This window comes from uncultured Rikenella sp., assembly GCF_910579375.1.
Taxonomy (GTDB): domain Bacteria; phylum Bacteroidota; class Bacteroidia; order Bacteroidales; family Rikenellaceae; genus Rikenella.
This window is the reverse complement of record NZ_CAJTUJ010000003.1, coordinates 18,611-34,411: the sequence shown is the minus strand read 5'-3', so window position 1 is coordinate 34,411 and position 15,801 is coordinate 18,611. Positions and strand designations below refer to the sequence as shown.

12 protein-coding genes and 1 other RNA gene are annotated in these 15,801 nt (G+C 55.6%); 8 read left to right on the top strand and 5 right to left on the bottom strand.

What is annotated here, in order from left to right; genetic code table 11:
* The first annotated feature begins 33 nt into the window (after nt 1–33).
* Nucleotides 34–1,362, top strand: coding sequence for an AbiH family protein (locus QZ302_RS00750; RefSeq protein ID WP_294591389.1), 1,329 nt, complete (start codon nt 34–36; stop codon nt 1,360–1,362).
* Between the two features lie 130 nt (nt 1,363–1,492).
* Here QZ302_RS00750 and dnaB read toward each other — a convergent pair whose 3' ends face one another.
* From dnaB to QZ302_RS00730, 4 genes are read right to left on the bottom strand one after another with little or no spacing between them, the layout of a single operon-like run.
* The gene (gene dnaB, locus QZ302_RS00745; RefSeq protein WP_294591429.1) at nt 1,493–3,013 is read right to left on the bottom strand and encodes a replicative DNA helicase; all 1,521 of its coding nucleotides are present in this window, start codon (nt 3,011–3,013) and stop codon (nt 1,493–1,495) included.
* 47 nt (nt 3,014–3,060) lie between these two features.
* A complete protein-coding gene (locus QZ302_RS00740; protein WP_294591387.1) occupies nt 3,061–4,851 on the bottom strand; it encodes a YgiQ family radical SAM protein in 1,791 nt (596 codons plus the stop codon).
* Nucleotides 4,852–4,861: 10 nt separating this feature from the next.
* Nucleotides 4,862–5,437: a DJ-1/PfpI family protein gene (locus QZ302_RS00735; RefSeq protein WP_294591385.1), complete on the bottom strand. Its 576-nt coding sequence runs from the start codon at nt 5,435–5,437 to the stop codon at nt 4,862–4,864.
* 13 nt (nt 5,438–5,450) lie between these two features.
* A complete protein-coding gene (locus tag QZ302_RS00730; RefSeq protein ID WP_294591383.1) occupies nt 5,451–6,662 on the bottom strand; it encodes an S-adenosylmethionine:tRNA ribosyltransferase-isomerase in 1,212 nt (403 codons plus the stop codon).
* 37 nt (nt 6,663–6,699) lie between these two features.
* On the opposite strand from QZ302_RS00730, the gene QZ302_RS00725 reads away from it, so the two are divergent.
* The 3 genes from QZ302_RS00725 (at nt 6,700) to QZ302_RS00715 (ending at nt 10,096) form a co-directional block, all read left to right on the top strand.
* The gene (locus QZ302_RS00725) at nt 6,700–7,902 is read left to right on the top strand and encodes a DUF2027 domain-containing protein (RefSeq protein WP_294591380.1); all 1,203 of its coding nucleotides are present in this window, start codon (nt 6,700–6,702) and stop codon (nt 7,900–7,902) included.
* Nucleotides 7,903–8,233: 331 nt separating this feature from the next.
* Nucleotides 8,234–8,667, top strand: an RNA gene (rnpB, locus tag QZ302_RS00720) — RNase P RNA component class A.
* Between the two features lie 280 nt (nt 8,668–8,947).
* Complete coding sequence (locus tag QZ302_RS00715) at nt 8,948–10,096, top strand: DUF4784 family protein (RefSeq protein ID WP_294591378.1); 1,149 nt, start codon at nt 8,948–8,950, stop codon at nt 10,094–10,096.
* Between the two features lie 270 nt (nt 10,097–10,366).
* Here QZ302_RS00715 and nadB read toward each other — a convergent pair whose 3' ends face one another.
* Nucleotides 10,367–11,944, bottom strand: a complete 1,578-nt coding sequence (gene nadB / locus QZ302_RS00710) for an L-aspartate oxidase (protein WP_294591376.1) — start codon at nt 11,942–11,944, stop codon at nt 10,367–10,369.
* 159 nt (nt 11,945–12,103) lie between these two features.
* Here nadB and QZ302_RS00705 point away from each other — a divergent pair, with 159 nt between their 5' ends.
* Genes QZ302_RS00705 through QZ302_RS00690 form a run of 4 tightly spaced genes read left to right on the top strand, consistent with a single transcriptional unit; the run spans nt 12,104 to nt 15,800 of the window.
* Nucleotides 12,104–12,544: a SoxR reducing system RseC family protein gene (locus tag QZ302_RS00705; RefSeq protein ID WP_294591374.1), complete on the top strand. Its 441-nt coding sequence runs from the start codon at nt 12,104–12,106 to the stop codon at nt 12,542–12,544.
* Between the two features lie 6 nt (nt 12,545–12,550).
* The gene (locus QZ302_RS00700) at nt 12,551–13,459 is read left to right on the top strand and encodes a Fe-S cluster domain-containing protein (RefSeq protein WP_294591372.1); all 909 of its coding nucleotides are present in this window, start codon (nt 12,551–12,553) and stop codon (nt 13,457–13,459) included.
* On the top strand, nt 13,452–14,801 hold the full coding sequence (rsxC, locus tag QZ302_RS00695) for an electron transport complex subunit RsxC (protein ID WP_294591370.1): 1,350 nt from the start codon (nt 13,452–13,454) through the stop codon (nt 14,799–14,801). The genes QZ302_RS00700 and rsxC overlap by 8 nt, the downstream gene beginning before the upstream one ends.
* A 15-nt stretch (nt 14,802–14,816) precedes the next feature.
* Complete coding sequence (locus QZ302_RS00690; protein WP_294591368.1) at nt 14,817–15,800, top strand: RnfABCDGE type electron transport complex subunit D; 984 nt, start codon at nt 14,817–14,819, stop codon at nt 15,798–15,800.
* Nucleotide 15,801: the final 1 nt, after the last annotated feature.

Sequence of the window (15,801 nt, the reverse complement as noted above, 5' to 3'; positions counted from 1 at the left end):
GATCAAGGTCTTACAGGATTTTTCTTTTACGATATGAATAGAATTATCATCATAGGCAACGGATTTGACAAGGCACATGGTCTTGCTACCGGATATAGAGATTTTATAGACAACTATTGGATCAACGTTTCCGGTCATATATTCAACGGTTACAAACGTGAGATTGCAACAAAATGGGGAGTAATCAATGATCCATCATCTTACGAAGACGAATTTGTATTATTCGAGGTGTTCCGAGACAAACTGCATAAAACGCCGGAGCCATCATACCCTCAATCAGATTCAACCCCATACGATGAGGTTCGAGAGCTGGTTGCCATATTCAATGATAGTACTAATATGAAGTATGACGGTTCGGTTCGCCTCACTTTCAAAAATAAATTCTTCGAACATATTTCCGGTCGTTGTTCTCTCAATACCTGGGTGGACATCGAGAACGAATATTATGGAAAATTGAAAGAGTTACTTGCGGAAGACGACACAGTTATTCGGAGTGAAAAGGTGCGGGCATTGAACCGAGAGTTCGATGCCGTAAAAAAGCACCTTGAAATCTATTTGACAGAGGTAGTCCAAAAAACGCAAACCAAACAATTTCCGTCTATTCAAGAGGCATTCAACAGTATAATTGATCCGATAGAAGTTGCTGTCGGAAAACAAAAAATGTTTGTCGATTCCATATCGAGCAATATTACTACTTTTGATAAAGTTGGTGCAATTCAATTAGATAAAAAAGAAGATCTAAATTATCTTTTTTTTCATTCACAGGACGAAGAGCGTAATTACTATGTCAAGAAGCATTTATCCGACAAGCATTTTCAAGAAATTCATTGCACACCTTCCAATACCTTAATCTTAAATTTCAATTACACCCAAACTGCAAAACAATTATATGCAAGAGATACCGATGAGATAATTGACATTCATGGAGCACTTAACAATGAACGTACCCCGATCATTTTCGGCTATGGCGACGAGTTGGACGATGATTACAAACGAATCGAGAAGTTACAAGACAATGACTTTCTCGAAAATATCAAGTCTGTACGCTACCATGAAACAGGCAATTACCGTCAGTTGTTGGGTTTTATTGAATCCGAGACGTATCAAGTAATTACTATGGGACATTCGTGCGGCAACTCCGATCGCACGCTGCTCAATACCTTATTCGAGCATCGCAATTGCATCTCCGTAAAAGTCTATTATCATCAGCGAGAGGATGGCACAGATGATTACAGCCAGTTGATTCGAAATCTTTCGCGCAATTTCAACGATAAACCTGCCATGCGAGACAAAGTCGTCAATAAAGAGTATTGTTTGCCTCTCGTTCCCATACCAAGAAAACATACAGAAGAATCGCTTTAAAAAATAAGTTATATCTGCAAAACAAGGAGTAGGAAATTCTTGCCCCTGTTTAATTCTACATCGTTATTGTTCCAACCCTCCGTAGAGGATGGACTCATAGAATCATTCCATTTGTCAAGTCTTTTGGGCACTAAAACGGCGGTTCGCTGTCGAACCCGCCGCCCGCCGAGGCAAACGGATCGATCGGCCCCGCACCTCCCGCAGCTCCTTCCAAAGTGGCCACACGTCCCCCCGCATCGAAATCCGATTCGAAACCGCTCGACGCAATCGTACTGTAACCATCCATTCCGCCGCCCACGATACCGCCGAAACCCGTATCGTCCCAGTCCACGAACTTCGCCTGCTCCTTCCGGAAACGCAGTTTAATCGTATCCACCGCCCCGTTCCGGTGCTTGGCCACGATAATCTCCGCCAACCCCTGCGTCGGCTGCCCGTCCTCGTCCATCGTCATCCCATAATACTCCGGCCGGTGGATAAACGCCACGATATCCGCATCCTGCTCGATCGCCCCCGACTCGCGCAAGTCCGAAAGCTGAGGACGCTTCGTCCCGCCCCGTGCTTCGACATTCCGGCTCAGCTGCGACAACGCCAGAATCGGCACATCCAACTCCTTGGCAATCGCCTTGAGCGTCCGCGAAATCGTCGCCACCTCCTGCTCCCGGTTTCCCCGGTTATCCGTCGTCCCCACCGTCATCAGCTGCAAGTAGTCGATAATCACCAGCTCGATATTATGCTGCGCCTTGAGCCGCCGCACCTTCGAACGGAACTCGTAAATCGAAAGAGCAGGGGTGTCGTCGATAAACATCTGCGCCGCTGCCAGCGGTTTGATCGACGTTTCGAGGTGTTTCCACTCGTCCGGTGAGAGTCGGCCGTTCTTGATATTCTCCGACGTGAGCCCCGACTCGCCGATAATCAGACGTGTCATCAGCTGCACCGAACTCATTTCCAACGAAAAGACCGCCACCGCCTTTTGGTAGTCGATCGAGATGTTGCGCGCCATGGTCAGCACGAAAGCCGTCTTCCCCATCGCCGGCCGCGCCGCGATAATCACCAAGTCCGACGGCTGCCACCCCAGCGTCAGTCGGTCGAGATCGGTGAATCCGCTCGGAATCCCGCTCAGGCCGTCCGGTTTCTGAGCCGCCTCCTCGATTTTCTGGATCGCCTTGCTCACGATATCGCGCGCACTCTGCACATCGCGCCGGATATTGCCCTCCGCAATCACGAAGATGGCCTGCTCCGCCTGATTGATCAGCTCATCGACGTCGATCGAGTCGTCGAACGACTGTTTCTGAATCTCCGTAGAAGCCGAAATCAGCTGCCGCTGGACATACTTCTGCGCCACGATCTTGGCGTGAAACTCCAGGTGCGCCGCCGACCCCACCTTCTGACTCAACTCTGCCAGGTAGGCCGGCCCGCCCACCATCGCCAGCTGCCCCTTTTTCTGAAGCTGCTGCCCGACGGTGTAGAGGTCGATCGGCTCGATCCGCGCCGAGAGGTCAAGAATCGCCTGATAGATAATCTGATGAGCCTCGCGGTAGAACGACTCGGGCACCAGAATCTCCTGAATCCCGAGAATCGCATGCTTTTCGAGCATCAGCGCCCCGAGCACCGCCTCTTCCAGCTCCACCGCCTGCGGCGGCGTCACCCCCATCTGCTGGCTCACCGCCGTGATCGACTCCGAGGTCTGACGCCGCGAAGCTATCTGCCGGGCTTCCGCCGCGGCCTTTTTGTTGTATTCTGCCATGGTCTTTCGTTTCGTTTCTTAACGCCCCCTTCTTGCCGAACCGCCGCCGGCCGTTTGTACCAGAAAAAATGGGCCTTCTGCCGCTCCTTCTCCTCCCGCGTGCGGGCCACGTAGAGTCGTTCTCCCGTATACGGATTCATCCCCGTATAGAACATCACCGAACTCAGGGTCATCGGCGTCGGCGTCAGATCCTGCACCTGTTCCAAGCGAAAATTCAGCCGTTTGGTGATCTCCGCCAGCTCCCGCATATCGCCCTCCGTACACCCCGGATGGCTCGAAATAAAGTAAGGTATCAACTGGTACGGCAGCCCCTCGCGCTCGCAAATCCCGCGGAACCGCTCGTTCAACTGCTCGAAAAGCGAGAACGACGGCTTCCGCATCAGCCCCAACACTTTGTCCGAGGTATGTTCCGGCGCCACCTTCAACCGCCCGCTCGTGTGGTACTTCACCACCTCGTCCAGGTACGGCGACCCGTCGAACAGGTCGTACCGAATCCCGCTCCCGATATAGGCGTGCTTCACCCCCTTTACGCCGCGAATCTTCCGGTAGAGCTCCAGCAACGGCCGGTGGTCGTTATCCAGGTTCGGACAGACTTTCGGAAAGATGCACGAAGGCCTCGTACACCGCCCGCACAACTCCTTGTTCCGCCCTCCCATCCGATACATATTGGCCGACGGCCCGCCGATATCCGACAAGTTGCCCCGGAAATCGGCCATCTGCGTAATGCGTTCCACCTCCCGCAGAATCGACCTCTCGCTCCGCGAAGAGACGAATTTTCCCTGATGCGCCGATATGGTGCAAAAGCTGCACCCACCGAAACATCCCCGGTGCAGATTGACCGAGTGTTTGATCATCTCATACGCCGCAATCGCCCCCTTCCCCTGATATCGCGGATGGGGCAGCCGCGTGTAAGGCAGGTCGAAACTGTGATCCATCTCGGCCTCCGTCAGGTAAGGGTAGGGCGGATTGACCACCACATACTTATCCCCTGTTTTTTCGGCCAACACCGAAGCCTCCACACGGTTCGATTCGGTTTCGATCTTCGTAAAGTTCTCGCCGAATTTTTCCGGGCTTTTCACGCAATCCTCATACGAATGTAGTTGCAAAGCCCCCTCCGGCACCGAATCCGATAAATAGGCCACCTGCGGCAAACGCGCCAATCGTTTGAGGTTGAATCCGTTGTGCATCCGCCGCGCCAGTTCGACCATCACCCGGTCGCCCATTCCGTAGGTCAACAGATCCGCCCCGCTCTCCACCAGAAACGACGGTCGGAGCCGATCTTCCCAATAATCGTAATGGGTCAGCCGCCTGAGCGACGCCTCGATCCCTCCGATAACGACCGGCACCCCCGGATAGAGCTCCTTCAATATCCGCGTGTAGACCAAAGTCGGGTAGTCCGGCCTTTGCCCCGCCCGACCGCCCGGCGTGTAAGCATCGTCCGACCGCCTACGCCGCGTAGCCGTGTAGTGGTTCACCATCGAGTCCATCGCTCCGGCCGTCACGCCGAAAAACAAGCGCGGCTTGCCCAACTTCCGGAAATCCCGCAAATCGTCCCGCCAGTTCGGCTGCGGCACGATCGCCACCCGATAGCCCTCGGCCTCCAACAGCCGCCCGATCACCGCCGCACCGAACGCCGGATGGTCGACATACGCATCCCCGGTGAAAAGAATGACATCCAATTCTTCCCACCCGCGCGCAGCCACCTCCTTAGCCGAAGTGGGCAAAAATGCGTTCGGTGAAACCATCAATAACAAATTAGACGGTATAGAGCCCGTTTTTTTGGAAAGCGTAATCAGCCTCGATCCGTTCCGGCGCATCGGCCTCCAGCAATAGCAACAGCTCACGAGAAAACTCCAAATATCCCGTCCCGTTCGCCGTCACGATCCCTCCGTCGGCCACCGCCTGCCGCTCCACAAACCCCGCCTCGTTGGTATACCGCTCTCCGCCCCACAACTTCAACTGTTCCACCGTATTCCCCGTATGCAGCACTCCGTTCAGAAATCCATGAGCCGCCAAAAACGAAGCCCCATTACAGATCCCCCCTACAATCTTCCCCCGCTCCCGCGCACGCTGCGCCAACTCCGCCACCCGTTCCGCCTCGGCCGACTGCCAGCCGGTGCCGCCGATCAACACCAGCGCAGCGTACTCCTCCGGCAGCGTTGCGAAATCGTAATCCGGCAACGTCCGGAAACCGCCGATCGAACCCACCGCCTCGCGCGTCGGCCCCACCACACGCGGTACATACCGCCCGCCGCTCCGCAATCCGGCAGCCAAAAAAGCGCTCTCCCAATCGGCATATTCATTCAATAAGACCAGCAAAACCTCTTTCATGCTATTTCCATTTTTACTTTTCGTTCGGTAACAACAACGACGAATCCCCGTAACTCAGGAAACGGAATCCGTGATCCAAAGCGTATGCGTAAATCTCGCGCCAACGCTCTCCGACCAAAGCCGAAATCAGGAGCAACAGCGTACTCTGCGGCTGGTGGAAGTTGGTGATCAGGCCCCGCATCGTCCGCCACCGGTAGCCCGGCACGATCATAATCTCCGTCGCCCCCTGCAACTGCGTCAAACCCCGCTTCTGCATCCACCCGGCCAATGCCGCCAAAGGTGCAGAAGCATTCGCCGCAGTAGCCCCGTTCTCGTAAGCCTCCCACTGGCCGACCACCCGCTCCGGCTCCGCATCTCCCCGGAGCAAAACTCGCTCGCCCAACACCGCCAGCGACTCCAGCGTCCGCACCGACGTCGTCCCCACCGCTACGATCCCCGCTCCGCCAACCGCCGCCGCCAGCCGTTCGAGCGTTTCTATATCAACCTGAAAAACCTCCGTGTGCATATGATGCTCCCGCGCATCCGCCGCCTTGACCGGCAGAAACGTCCCCGCCCCGACATGCAACGTCACCCGCTCCGTCCGAAATCCCCGCTCCGGCAACGACTCGATGATCTCCGGCGTGAAATGCAGCCCTGCCGTCGGCGCCGCCACCGACCCTTCCCACCGCGAATAGACTGTCTGATAACGCACCGTGTCGATCTCCTCGCTCTCGCGACACAAGTAGGGCGGTATCGGAGTCCGTCCCAGCAGCTCCAGCAGCTGACCGAACGTATGTTCCGAACTCCAACTAAAGCGAATAATATCCCCTCCCGACAAGTCGGGCATACGTTCCGCCGACAAAATTCCCCCGCCGTATTTGATCGCCAAAGGCCCCTCTTTCCACTTTTTGGAGTTGCCCACGATACAGTGCCACGCACAAGAGCCCCTCACCGCAAACGCCCGTTCGTAATCCGCCGGTTCGGCCGGTTCCAGACAGAAAATTTCGATCCGCGCCCCCGTCGCTTTATGGAACAGAAGCCGAGCCCGAATCACCCGGGTATCGTTGAACACGACCGTCGCCCCGGCCGGCAGAAAATCGGCGACCTGCCGAAAAACGCTTTCGCCGACCGCCCCCCCGCGGTAGAGCAAAAGTTTGGAATCCGCCCGCTCCGCCAGCGGAAAACGGGCGATCCGTTCGTCCGGCAGCGGATAATCGAATTCCGAAATGGCTATTGCCTTCTCCATCAAAACCGTTAATTTTGCACAAATTTAGCGATAAACTATGATTAAAGCAGGCAGCCGGGTAAAATTCGTATCGGACACGGGCGTGGGCATCGTGCGTTCCATACAGGGAAACATGGCCTACGTCGAAGTGGAAGACGGATTCGAGATTCCGGCCTTGATCAGCGATATCGTGGAGGTGGAGATCGAAGCCGAAAATGCGGCGATTGTCAAAATCGGCCCGTCCGACCCCAAACCGTTATCCTCCTCGGCCCATGCCGCGCATACGGGCGAAACGCCGAACCGCAAACAACGGGCGACGGTGCGGGGGTTGAATAATTACGGTCGGGTTTCGCTGGCGGACGATTACGAAGACGACGAGCCGATTGACCTGTCGAAATTCCGGAAGTCGTTCACCGCGTCCGTAGCGGAAACCGAGGTCGATGCCACGCCGGCAGCGCCGGAAAAGGCACCGTGGGAGGTGACGGATTATCTCGTGAAACTGCTCTTCGTTCCGGTGGCGGATACGGATAAACCGGCCGAAAATGCGGACCTGGAGGCGTGGTTGGTGAACGACAGCAGCTACACGCTCTTCTACAACATCGCAAGGCGGGAACAACGGGGCGGAGGGGTTTTCGTGCGGACGATCGCCAGCGGAACGTTGGCAGCGGATTCCAAACAGCAAATCAAGCTCTACCGGCGGGCGGAGCTGGCCGAGATTTCGACCTTGCACATCAGTCTGTTGCCGTACAAACCGACGGCATTCGTGCCGCAGGCTGTGGAGGCATTCGACCTGGAGCTGCACCCGCTGAAATTCGTGCGGGCGGCTTCGTTCGTCGAAAACGATTACTTCGAGGCGGCGGCCTTGGAGTTCGTGCTAGCGTCGTCCAATGAGGCGACCGATACGGCGGCTCCGGTTATTCCGACGCGGGTGCCGAAACCGAAGGAGAATACCGTTCCGCACAAGCCTTCGACGAAAGACGAGGAGGTGGTAGACTTGCACGCCGAAGCGATTCTCGACTCGACGGACGGAATGGCTCCGGGCGAGATACTGAAGGCTCAGTTGGCGCGTTTTACGGTGGCTCTCGACGGCGCTGTCAAAGCAGGCCGACAAAAAAGGATCGTCTTTATCCATGGGGTAGGAAAGGGGAAATTGCGGTACGAGATCGAAAAAGAGCTCAAACGCAACTATCCGAAGTTGCGGTATCAGGATGCTTCGTTTGCGGAGTACGGATACGGAGCGATTATGGTTTTCTTGAAATAACTTTCTTAACCTATGGACGGTACTGTTCTCTTTGTTCACAAAGAGAATCAGAAAAACTTCAGACGGATGCTTGCGCATCCTCCAGCTGCCGGAGACCCAAATCTCGGTTAGTTCGTTGGGCTGTGGTTTTCCGGCGCAGCGCGCTAAATAATTGTTGGGCATAATACCCTAAGCGCGCTCGCCGAAAACCCAGCCCAACAGACTCGCAAAACGTGAGGACTGCGGAGCCTAAGGAGTAGCGTAGCTATCATGAAAGTCTTTTGGGTACCTTTTCTTCAGAAAAGGTACGGTTCCAGCAAGGGCAAAGAATTGTTTAATTTCAATTAAATAGAAGCAAGGGGGCTCTGCCGCTGCTTCCGACGCTTTCGGGTGAATCGGGAGGGGAGGAAAGTCCGGGCAACACAGGGCACCGCACTGGTGAAACTGCCAGACGGGCGCGAGCTCGTGCAGATCGTAACAGAAAACGACCGCCGCTATCCGTAAAGGACAGCGGTAAGGGTGAAAAGGCGGGGTAAGAGCCCACCGGTGCCGACGGCGACGCCGGCAGCCGTACGAACTGCGGGTTGCAAGACCATGTACACCGACGCCGAGACGCATCGCGCGTTTCCGAAGGGCTGCCCGTCCGAGTCGGGGGGTAGGTTGCTGACGATCCGGCGGGAGACCGCCGGGCTGGATAAATGGCAGAGGCTTTTCAGAGCGGGTAAGCACACTCGCGCAGTGCCGCCGCGAAAAGTACAGAACCCGGCTTATACCCCTTGCTTTTTTATTTTTTACTATCTTTATGGCATAACAAAACCACTTGCCGATGAGATAAACCTCTCTTTGTAAGACATACATAAAAGCGTTTAGCTTACTTTTTGCTATCCAAAATCGCCAATTTTAGAAGCAACCAAAAGTAAAGCGGTAACGCTCACGTGGCGACACGTGGGCTTTACTTATTTGGTTGCACGGTGTTTGGCGATACCTGGATAGCAAATAAGATTCAAGGCCCACGCTTTTTGTTTGTATACGTTCCTTTTTACTCACCAAAACAAACAAAAAAGCCATGAGAAAAATTCTGGTACTGTTGAGTTTGGGCCTCGTCGCCCTGAACGGCTGTAAAAAAGACTCGACCCCGTCGTTGGTCGAAAACACCGTTTTGCCGCCTGCCACCGAAACATTCGCGCCGGGAGCAGCGGTAACTATCAAAGGATCGGGCTTCACCGCTGCGGACGAAATTTGGTTCCGCGCTCAGACCAAAGCCACGGACGACATTCAGGCTACGGTCACCAAACAGACTGCCACCGAAATTACCTTTATCGTCCCGCAGGGACTTCCGGCGGGCGAACAGACCGTTCTGCTCAAGCGCGACGACCGGGAGATGCCCCTCGGAAAAATTACCGTAGCCGAACCCTCCGCCGCCGCCAAACTCTACGGTATCGGCTCGTCCGATGACGGTAACACCACTGTGTTTTGGGAAATCGACAAAACAACGGGAAAACTGACCGAAATCATATCCATCCCCGGCAATCAATATGCACAGTGGGAGTCTTTGGTCGCAGATCCAACCAGTGGTCTGATATATTGCAATAAGAGCTTCGAAGATCCCGAGAACGACTTTGCAGAACAATCGGAACTGTACCGAATAGACCCCGACAAGAAAACCATAGAAAAAGTCGGATTACTGACCGACCAGGAAGACACCCATTACTCGCTGTGCCTGATCGACGGTCAATTGCACGCACTGATCGATCAAAAAACCAATGAGGAAGAACATCACGAAATCTTGTTTTCATTGGTTTCCATCGATCCGAATACAGCGGCACAGACCAGTGTAGCCGACTTCGGTTCGTTGCAGGAAGCCTTGGGATTATCGAACTTGATCAACATCGACACGGAAAGAGACCTTCATCCCTTAGTATACGATCCGATTTCGAAAAGCCTGATCGTTCCGATCTGGATCGAAGAAGAAGACAATGACGTCATTCAATTGACCCAACTGAACATCGCAGATAAAAAAATTATCCCCGGTGAAAAAAGCCTCGAATACTTCATTCCGTTCCTGATGGACAATGAGGTTTATGGAGCATTCTATACGGAGAACCGTCAAAGCATCGATTTTCGTGCGATCAACACCGAATCATTAACCATAGGAAGTTCAATCGGACAAGCAACACTCTCCGGCAACGATCAATTCGGTGATGAAGACGCCTGACATTACGACGCAGAAACGGGAATAGGGTATTGTATCGTTTGGAAAGCGTTCACCACGAACGAACACAGCGCACTCGGCACTTATCACTTCAACTCCAAAGAGTTCAAGGAAGCAGCAGAATATTCAGAGGAGATAGAGTTGTGGTGGTTGTGTAATTGATCGAATCATGGCTTTATAACGAGTCCGACGACCTGACTGCCAGAAAAACAAGCGGCTCGCCTTTTCTCTTACACGTAGAAAAGACGAGCCGCTGCTTTTGCAGAAACCCATTCAGAACCGCGACAGCATCGGATAGTCCAGCGAAAAGTGCAGCCCCACACTCTCCTTGAGCTGCTGCGCCTGCTTGATGATCAGATAAGCCACCGCAATCATGTTCCGCAACTCGCACAACGTCTTCGACAACGTCGAACGCCGGTAGAGGTGCTCCGTCTCCTCGTAAATGATCTGCAAGCGGTGCATCGCCCGCTCCAACCGGATGTTCGACCGCACGATCCCCACATAGTTCGACATAATCTGCTGCACCTCCTTGAGACTCTGCGTGATGAGCACCATCTCCTCCGGATGCGACGTCCCTTTGTAGTCCCAGTCCGGCAGCCCCTCCTGCAACGTCAAGCCGTCGAGTACCGCCAGCGAATGGCGCGCCGCCTGTTCGGCATAGACCACCGCCTCAATCAGCGAGTTGGAGGCCAGCCGATTCGCTCCGTGCAGCCCCGTCGAAGCCGTCTCGCCGATCGCATAGAGCCGCTTAATGGATGTCTCGCCGTTCATATCCACCTTCACCCCTCCGCAACAGTAGTGCGCCGCCGGCACCACCGGGATGAAATCCCGCGTGATATCGATCCCGATCGACAGACACTTCTTGTTGATATTCGGAAAGTGATCCCGCGTCAGTTCCGGATCCTTGTGCGTCACATCCAGGTAGACGAACTCCTCCCCCCTGGTCTTGAGCTCATGGTCGATGCTCCGAGCCACCACGTCCCGCGGCGCCAGCGACCCCATCGGATGGTATTTCTGCATGAACTCCTCGCCGTCCTGCGTCCGCAGAATCGCCCCGAAGCCGCGAATCGCCTCCGAAATCAAGAACGACGGCCGCTCGCCCGGATTGTAGAGCGAAGTAGGGTGGAACTGGATGAACTCCATGTTCTCGATAATCCCTTTGGCCCGGTGCACCAGCGCGATGCCGTCGCCCGTCGCCCCGGCCGGATTGGTCGTCGTGTGGTAGACGTTCCCCGTCCCGCCCGTGGCCAGTACCGTAACCTTGGCCCGCACCGTGAAAACCTCCTGCGTATCGAGTTTCAGTACGTAGGCCCCGTAACACTCCGTCCCAGGAATCGACCGCTTGACCAGCTTCCCCAAGTGATGCTGCGTCAAAAGGTCGACCGCGAAATGCTGCTCCAGAATCTCGATATTCGGATGCTCCCGCACCCGGTCGATCAGGCGATTTTCAACCTCGGCCCCCGTATAATCCTTGTGGTGCAGGATCCGATGCTGCCGATGTCCCCCCTCGCGCGCCAGCTCGTACCGCGCCGGATCATCCGCCCTACGGTCGAAATCGACCCCCCAGTCTATCAACTGTTCGATCTGCCGCGGGGCATTCCGCACCACCAGCTCCACCACCTCCCGATTATTCTTGTGCGAACCGCAAACCATCGTGTCTTCGATATGCTGTTCGAAATCGTCCGGCTCATAGGTCACGCTGGCAATCCCCCCCTGCGCATGATAGGTATTGGTATCGTCCAGCCGGCTTTTGGTCACGAGCAGCACCCGCCCGCGGTCGGCCACCTTCAAGGCATAGCTCAGCCCGGCCACGCCGGAACCGATCACCAAAAAATCGCACTCTCTGTTCATTATATAACTAAGGTAAATCTTTCGTTTAGGAACGGGTAAAGTTACGCATTATCGGCGGAAATATCTGCCTATATTTGCAGCGTGTTTGACCGGCTGCGACGAATTTTAATTCCCGATTCCCCGAAAACTTATTAATTTTGTGACTGCAATTCGGAAATCATGAATCGAAACTCGGAACCCATCCGCCAAAGCGCCACCATTGTCCGCGTCGATGAGACGGAGGTCGAGGTCGAAGTGTGCCGCCCGGAGGCGTGTGCGGCGTGCAAGGCCCGGAGCGTGTGCAGCGAGGGGGGATCGGCGGAAGGCGGCGGACGACGGATGACCCTCGCGAACGACGGACAGGGATATACGGTCGGAGAACGGGTGACGTTGGTGATGCGGCGTTCGGCGGGATTCAAGGCGGTCATAATCGCCTATTTCATTCCGGTCTGCCTGATCGTGGCCGCCCTGCTGGTCTTCCAGCAGACCGAGGTGCGGGAGACGGTCGCCGGATTGGTCACACTCGGAATCGTCGGAATTTATTACCTGGTTGTCAGACTCTTTCGAACGAAACTGAAAGGAGAGATGACCATTGAAATCGAAAAAGAAATCGAACGATAATTAGACATGGATGGAACGTTGATTTACACCTGGACCGTCGTTATTCTGGTAGGTCTGGGTCTGGTAGCGGCCGTGGTGCTCTACTTCGTGGCGCAGAAATTCAAAGTGTACGAAGACCCGCGGATCGACCAGGTCGAAGCGATGCTGCCGGGGGCCAATTGCGGCGGATGCGGATTTCCCGGTTGCCGCGGGATGGCCGAAGCGCTGGTCAAAAACGACGATATTGCGTCGCTCTACTGTCCGGTAGGCGGGGCGAGTACGATGCAGGCCATCGCGGAATTTCTCGGCAAAGCGGTCGCGGAAAAGGAACCGATGGTCGCCGTGGTGCGATGCGGCGGGACATTCTGCAACCGGGCCCGGATCAATACGTTCGACGGGGCGCGGTCGTGTGCGGTCGAGGCTTCGCTGTATGGCGGAGAGACGGGCTGTACTTTCGGCTGTCTCGGGAACGGCGACTGCACGCGCGTTTGCAACTTCGACGCCATCCACATGAACCCGGAAACGGGGCTGCCGGAGGTCGACGAGGAGAAGTGTACGGCCTGCGGAGCATGCGTGAAGGCTTGCCCGAAGCACATCATCGAGCTGCGCAAGAAGGGGCTGAAGGGGAGACGCGTTTATGTCAATTGCGTCAATCAGGACAAAGGAGCGGTTACGCGGAAGGCTTGCGCCGTGGGGTGTATCGGCTGCGGCAAGTGCGTGAAAACCTGCCCGTTCGAAGCGATTACCTTGGAAAATAATTTAGCTTATATCGATTCGGCCAAATGTCGGCTGTGTCGGAAATGCGTGGCCGTTTGTCCGACGGGAGCGATTGTGGAAGTCGGCTTCCCGGCGCGCAAACCGGAAACGGACACAGCGGCGGCTGCGACAACTCAGGAAACCAAAACGGCTGCGGAAGGAGGCGAACAACATGCTTAAGACTTTCAGACTGGGTGGCGTTCACCCGCACGACTATAAAATCAGCCGCGACGCGGCGATTCGGGTATTCGACGTGCCGGCGTCGGTGACGATCCCGCTCGGGCAGCATATCGGCGCGCCGGCCACGGCGACGGTGCAGAAGGGGGATAAAGTACGCGTGGGAGATGTGATCGGAACGGCGACAGGATTCGTGTCGGCCAATATCCACTCTTCCGTATCGGGAACGGTGACGAGTGTGGATACGGTTCCGGACGGAGCCAATTTGCGGAAGCTTTCCGTTACGATTGCGGTGGAAGGAGACGAATGGAATCCGGAGATCGACCGGACGGATACTTTAATAAAGGAGTGTACGCTGGAGCCGAAAGAGATTATCGCACGGATTGCTGCGGCGGGGATCGTAGGGCTGGGGGGCGCTACGTTTCCGACCCAGGTCAAACTGTCGGTGCCGCCGGGGAAGGTGGCTGAGGCGCTTATTATCAATGGGGTAGAGTGCGAACCGTACCTGACGGCGGACTACCGGTTGATGATGGAGCGGGGCGAAGAACTTCTGGTGGGGTGCGAAATTCTGATGCGGGCGTTGGGGGTAGAGGAGTGCTATATCGGGATCGAAAACAATAAGCCGGAGGCGATCAAGCACCTGAACGATATACTTGCCGGCGGATCGTATCATAAAGGGATTCGCGTGGTTCCGCTGAAGATGCGCTATCCGCAGGGGGGCGAGAAGCAGTTGATCGCGGCTATTATGAAGCGGGAAGTGCCGAGCGGCGCGCTGCCGATCGATGTCGGAGCAGTGGTGCAGAATGTGGGGACGACTTATGCGGTGTATCAGGCGGTACAGAAACGGCGTCCGATTGTAGACCGGGTGGTTACCGTTACGGGGAAATCGCTGGCCCATCCGTCGAACTTGCTGGTGCGGATCGGGACACCGATCTCCTCGCTCATCGAAGCGTGCGGCGGGATGCCTGAGGATACGGGCAAGGTGATCAACGGGGGGCCGATGATGGGACGCGCCATGGCCAATATCGAAGCGCCGGTTACCAAAGGGACTTCGGGCGTGCTGCTGATGGACGAAAAATCTTCGGTGCGCGGCACCGAAATGCCGTGCATCAGCTGCGCCAAGTGCGTGGACGTTTGTCCGATGGGCCTGGAGCCGTACCTGATCTCGAAACTCTCGCGACTCGGACGGTATGACCGGCTCGAACGGGAACGCACGGCGGATTGCATCGAATGCGGCTGTTGTTCGTTCACCTGTCCGTCGAATTTGCCCCTTCTGGACTACATCCGTCTGGGAAAAGCGGAAACCATGAAACTCATTCGTGCCCGACAGGCGCAGGCCAAATAAAGAATTTTCATCCTCATGAGTAATAGAATCGTAGCTCCTTCGCCCCATCTTCACGGGGACTTTTCCACCCCGCGGATCATGCGGGACGTGGTGATCGCTTTGGTGCCGGCATTCGCATTTTCGGTATTCGTCTACGGCTGGTCGGCCCTTTTCGTCACCGGAATCGCCATCTGTTCCTGTATGCTGTTTGAATGGCTGATCGACCGCTTCATGCTGGGCCGTTCGTCCACGTTGGGCGACTGGTCTGCGGTGGTGACCGGTACCTTGCTGGCTTTCAACCTGCCGGCCACGATCTCGCCGTGGCTCATTATGCTCGGCGCGCTGGTAGCGATCGGCATCGGTAAGATGTCGTTCGGCGGCCTCGGTCGGAACCTGTTCAATCCGGCTTTGGTGGGACGGGTATTCCTCCTCATTTCGTTTCCGGTGCAGATGACCCTGTTTCCGGATACGCCGGGAGTCGATGCCATTACAGGGGCTACGCCGCTAGCCTTCGTCAAGGAGGCTTTGAAGACGGGGACAGCGGTGACCGAAATCATGCCGAATATCGACCTCGGAGGAATGCTCCTCGGGTTTAAGGACGGATCGATGGGGGAGATCGGAGCCGTGGCACTGCTGCTGGGCGGGATTTATCTCCTGATCCGGCGGGTGATTACCTGGCGCATTCCGGTGTTCGTATTAGGCAGTATGCTGGTATTCGCAGCTATTCTGTGGCTGGTTGACCCGACCAAATATATCAACCCGCTGTTCCATGTTTTTGCAGGCGGGGCGATGCTGGGGGCGATCTTTATGGCCACCGACTACGTCACCTCGCCGATGACGAAAGGCGGACAGACCATTTTTGCCATAGGTATTGGCGTGATTACCATCCTGATCCGCGTATGGGGGGCTTATCCAGAAGGGATTTCGTTCGCCATCCTGATTATGAACGCCACCGTTCCGCTCATCAATATGTACGCGAAACCCAGTCGTTTCGGCGGCAGCAACGCTAAAAAGAAGTAGA

Bases quoted from the DNA above. Each gene is read 5' to 3' on its own strand.
- QZ302_RS00750 (WP_294591389.1), top strand. From the start codon at position 34: ATGAATAGAATTATCATCATAGGCAACGGATTTGACAAGGCACATGGT.
- dnaB (WP_294591429.1), bottom strand. From the start codon at position 3,013: ATGGGGGTGACGCCGCCGCAGGCGGTGGAGCTGGAAGAGGCGGTGCTC.
- QZ302_RS00740 (WP_294591387.1), bottom strand. From the start codon at position 4,851: ATGGTTTCACCGAACGCATTTTTGCCCACTTCGGCTAAGGAGGTGGCT.
- QZ302_RS00735 (WP_294591385.1), bottom strand. From the start codon at position 5,437: ATGAAAGAGGTTTTGCTGGTCTTATTGAATGAATATGCCGATTGGGAG.
- QZ302_RS00730 (WP_294591383.1), bottom strand. From the start codon at position 6,662: ATGGAGAAGGCAATAGCCATTTCGGAATTCGATTATCCGCTGCCGGAC.
- QZ302_RS00725 (WP_294591380.1), top strand. From the start codon at position 6,700: ATGATTAAAGCAGGCAGCCGGGTAAAATTCGTATCGGACACGGGCGTG.
- QZ302_RS00715 (WP_294591378.1), top strand. From the start codon at position 8,948: ATGAGAAAAATTCTGGTACTGTTGAGTTTGGGCCTCGTCGCCCTGAAC.
- nadB (WP_294591376.1), bottom strand. From the start codon at position 11,944: ATGAACAGAGAGTGCGATTTTTTGGTGATCGGTTCCGGCGTGGCCGGG.
- QZ302_RS00705 (WP_294591374.1), top strand. From the start codon at position 12,104: ATGAATCGAAACTCGGAACCCATCCGCCAAAGCGCCACCATTGTCCGC.
- QZ302_RS00700 (WP_294591372.1), top strand. From the start codon at position 12,551: ATGGATGGAACGTTGATTTACACCTGGACCGTCGTTATTCTGGTAGGT.
- rsxC (WP_294591370.1), top strand. From the start codon at position 13,452: ATGCTTAAGACTTTCAGACTGGGTGGCGTTCACCCGCACGACTATAAA.
- QZ302_RS00690 (WP_294591368.1), top strand. From the start codon at position 14,817: ATGAGTAATAGAATCGTAGCTCCTTCGCCCCATCTTCACGGGGACTTT.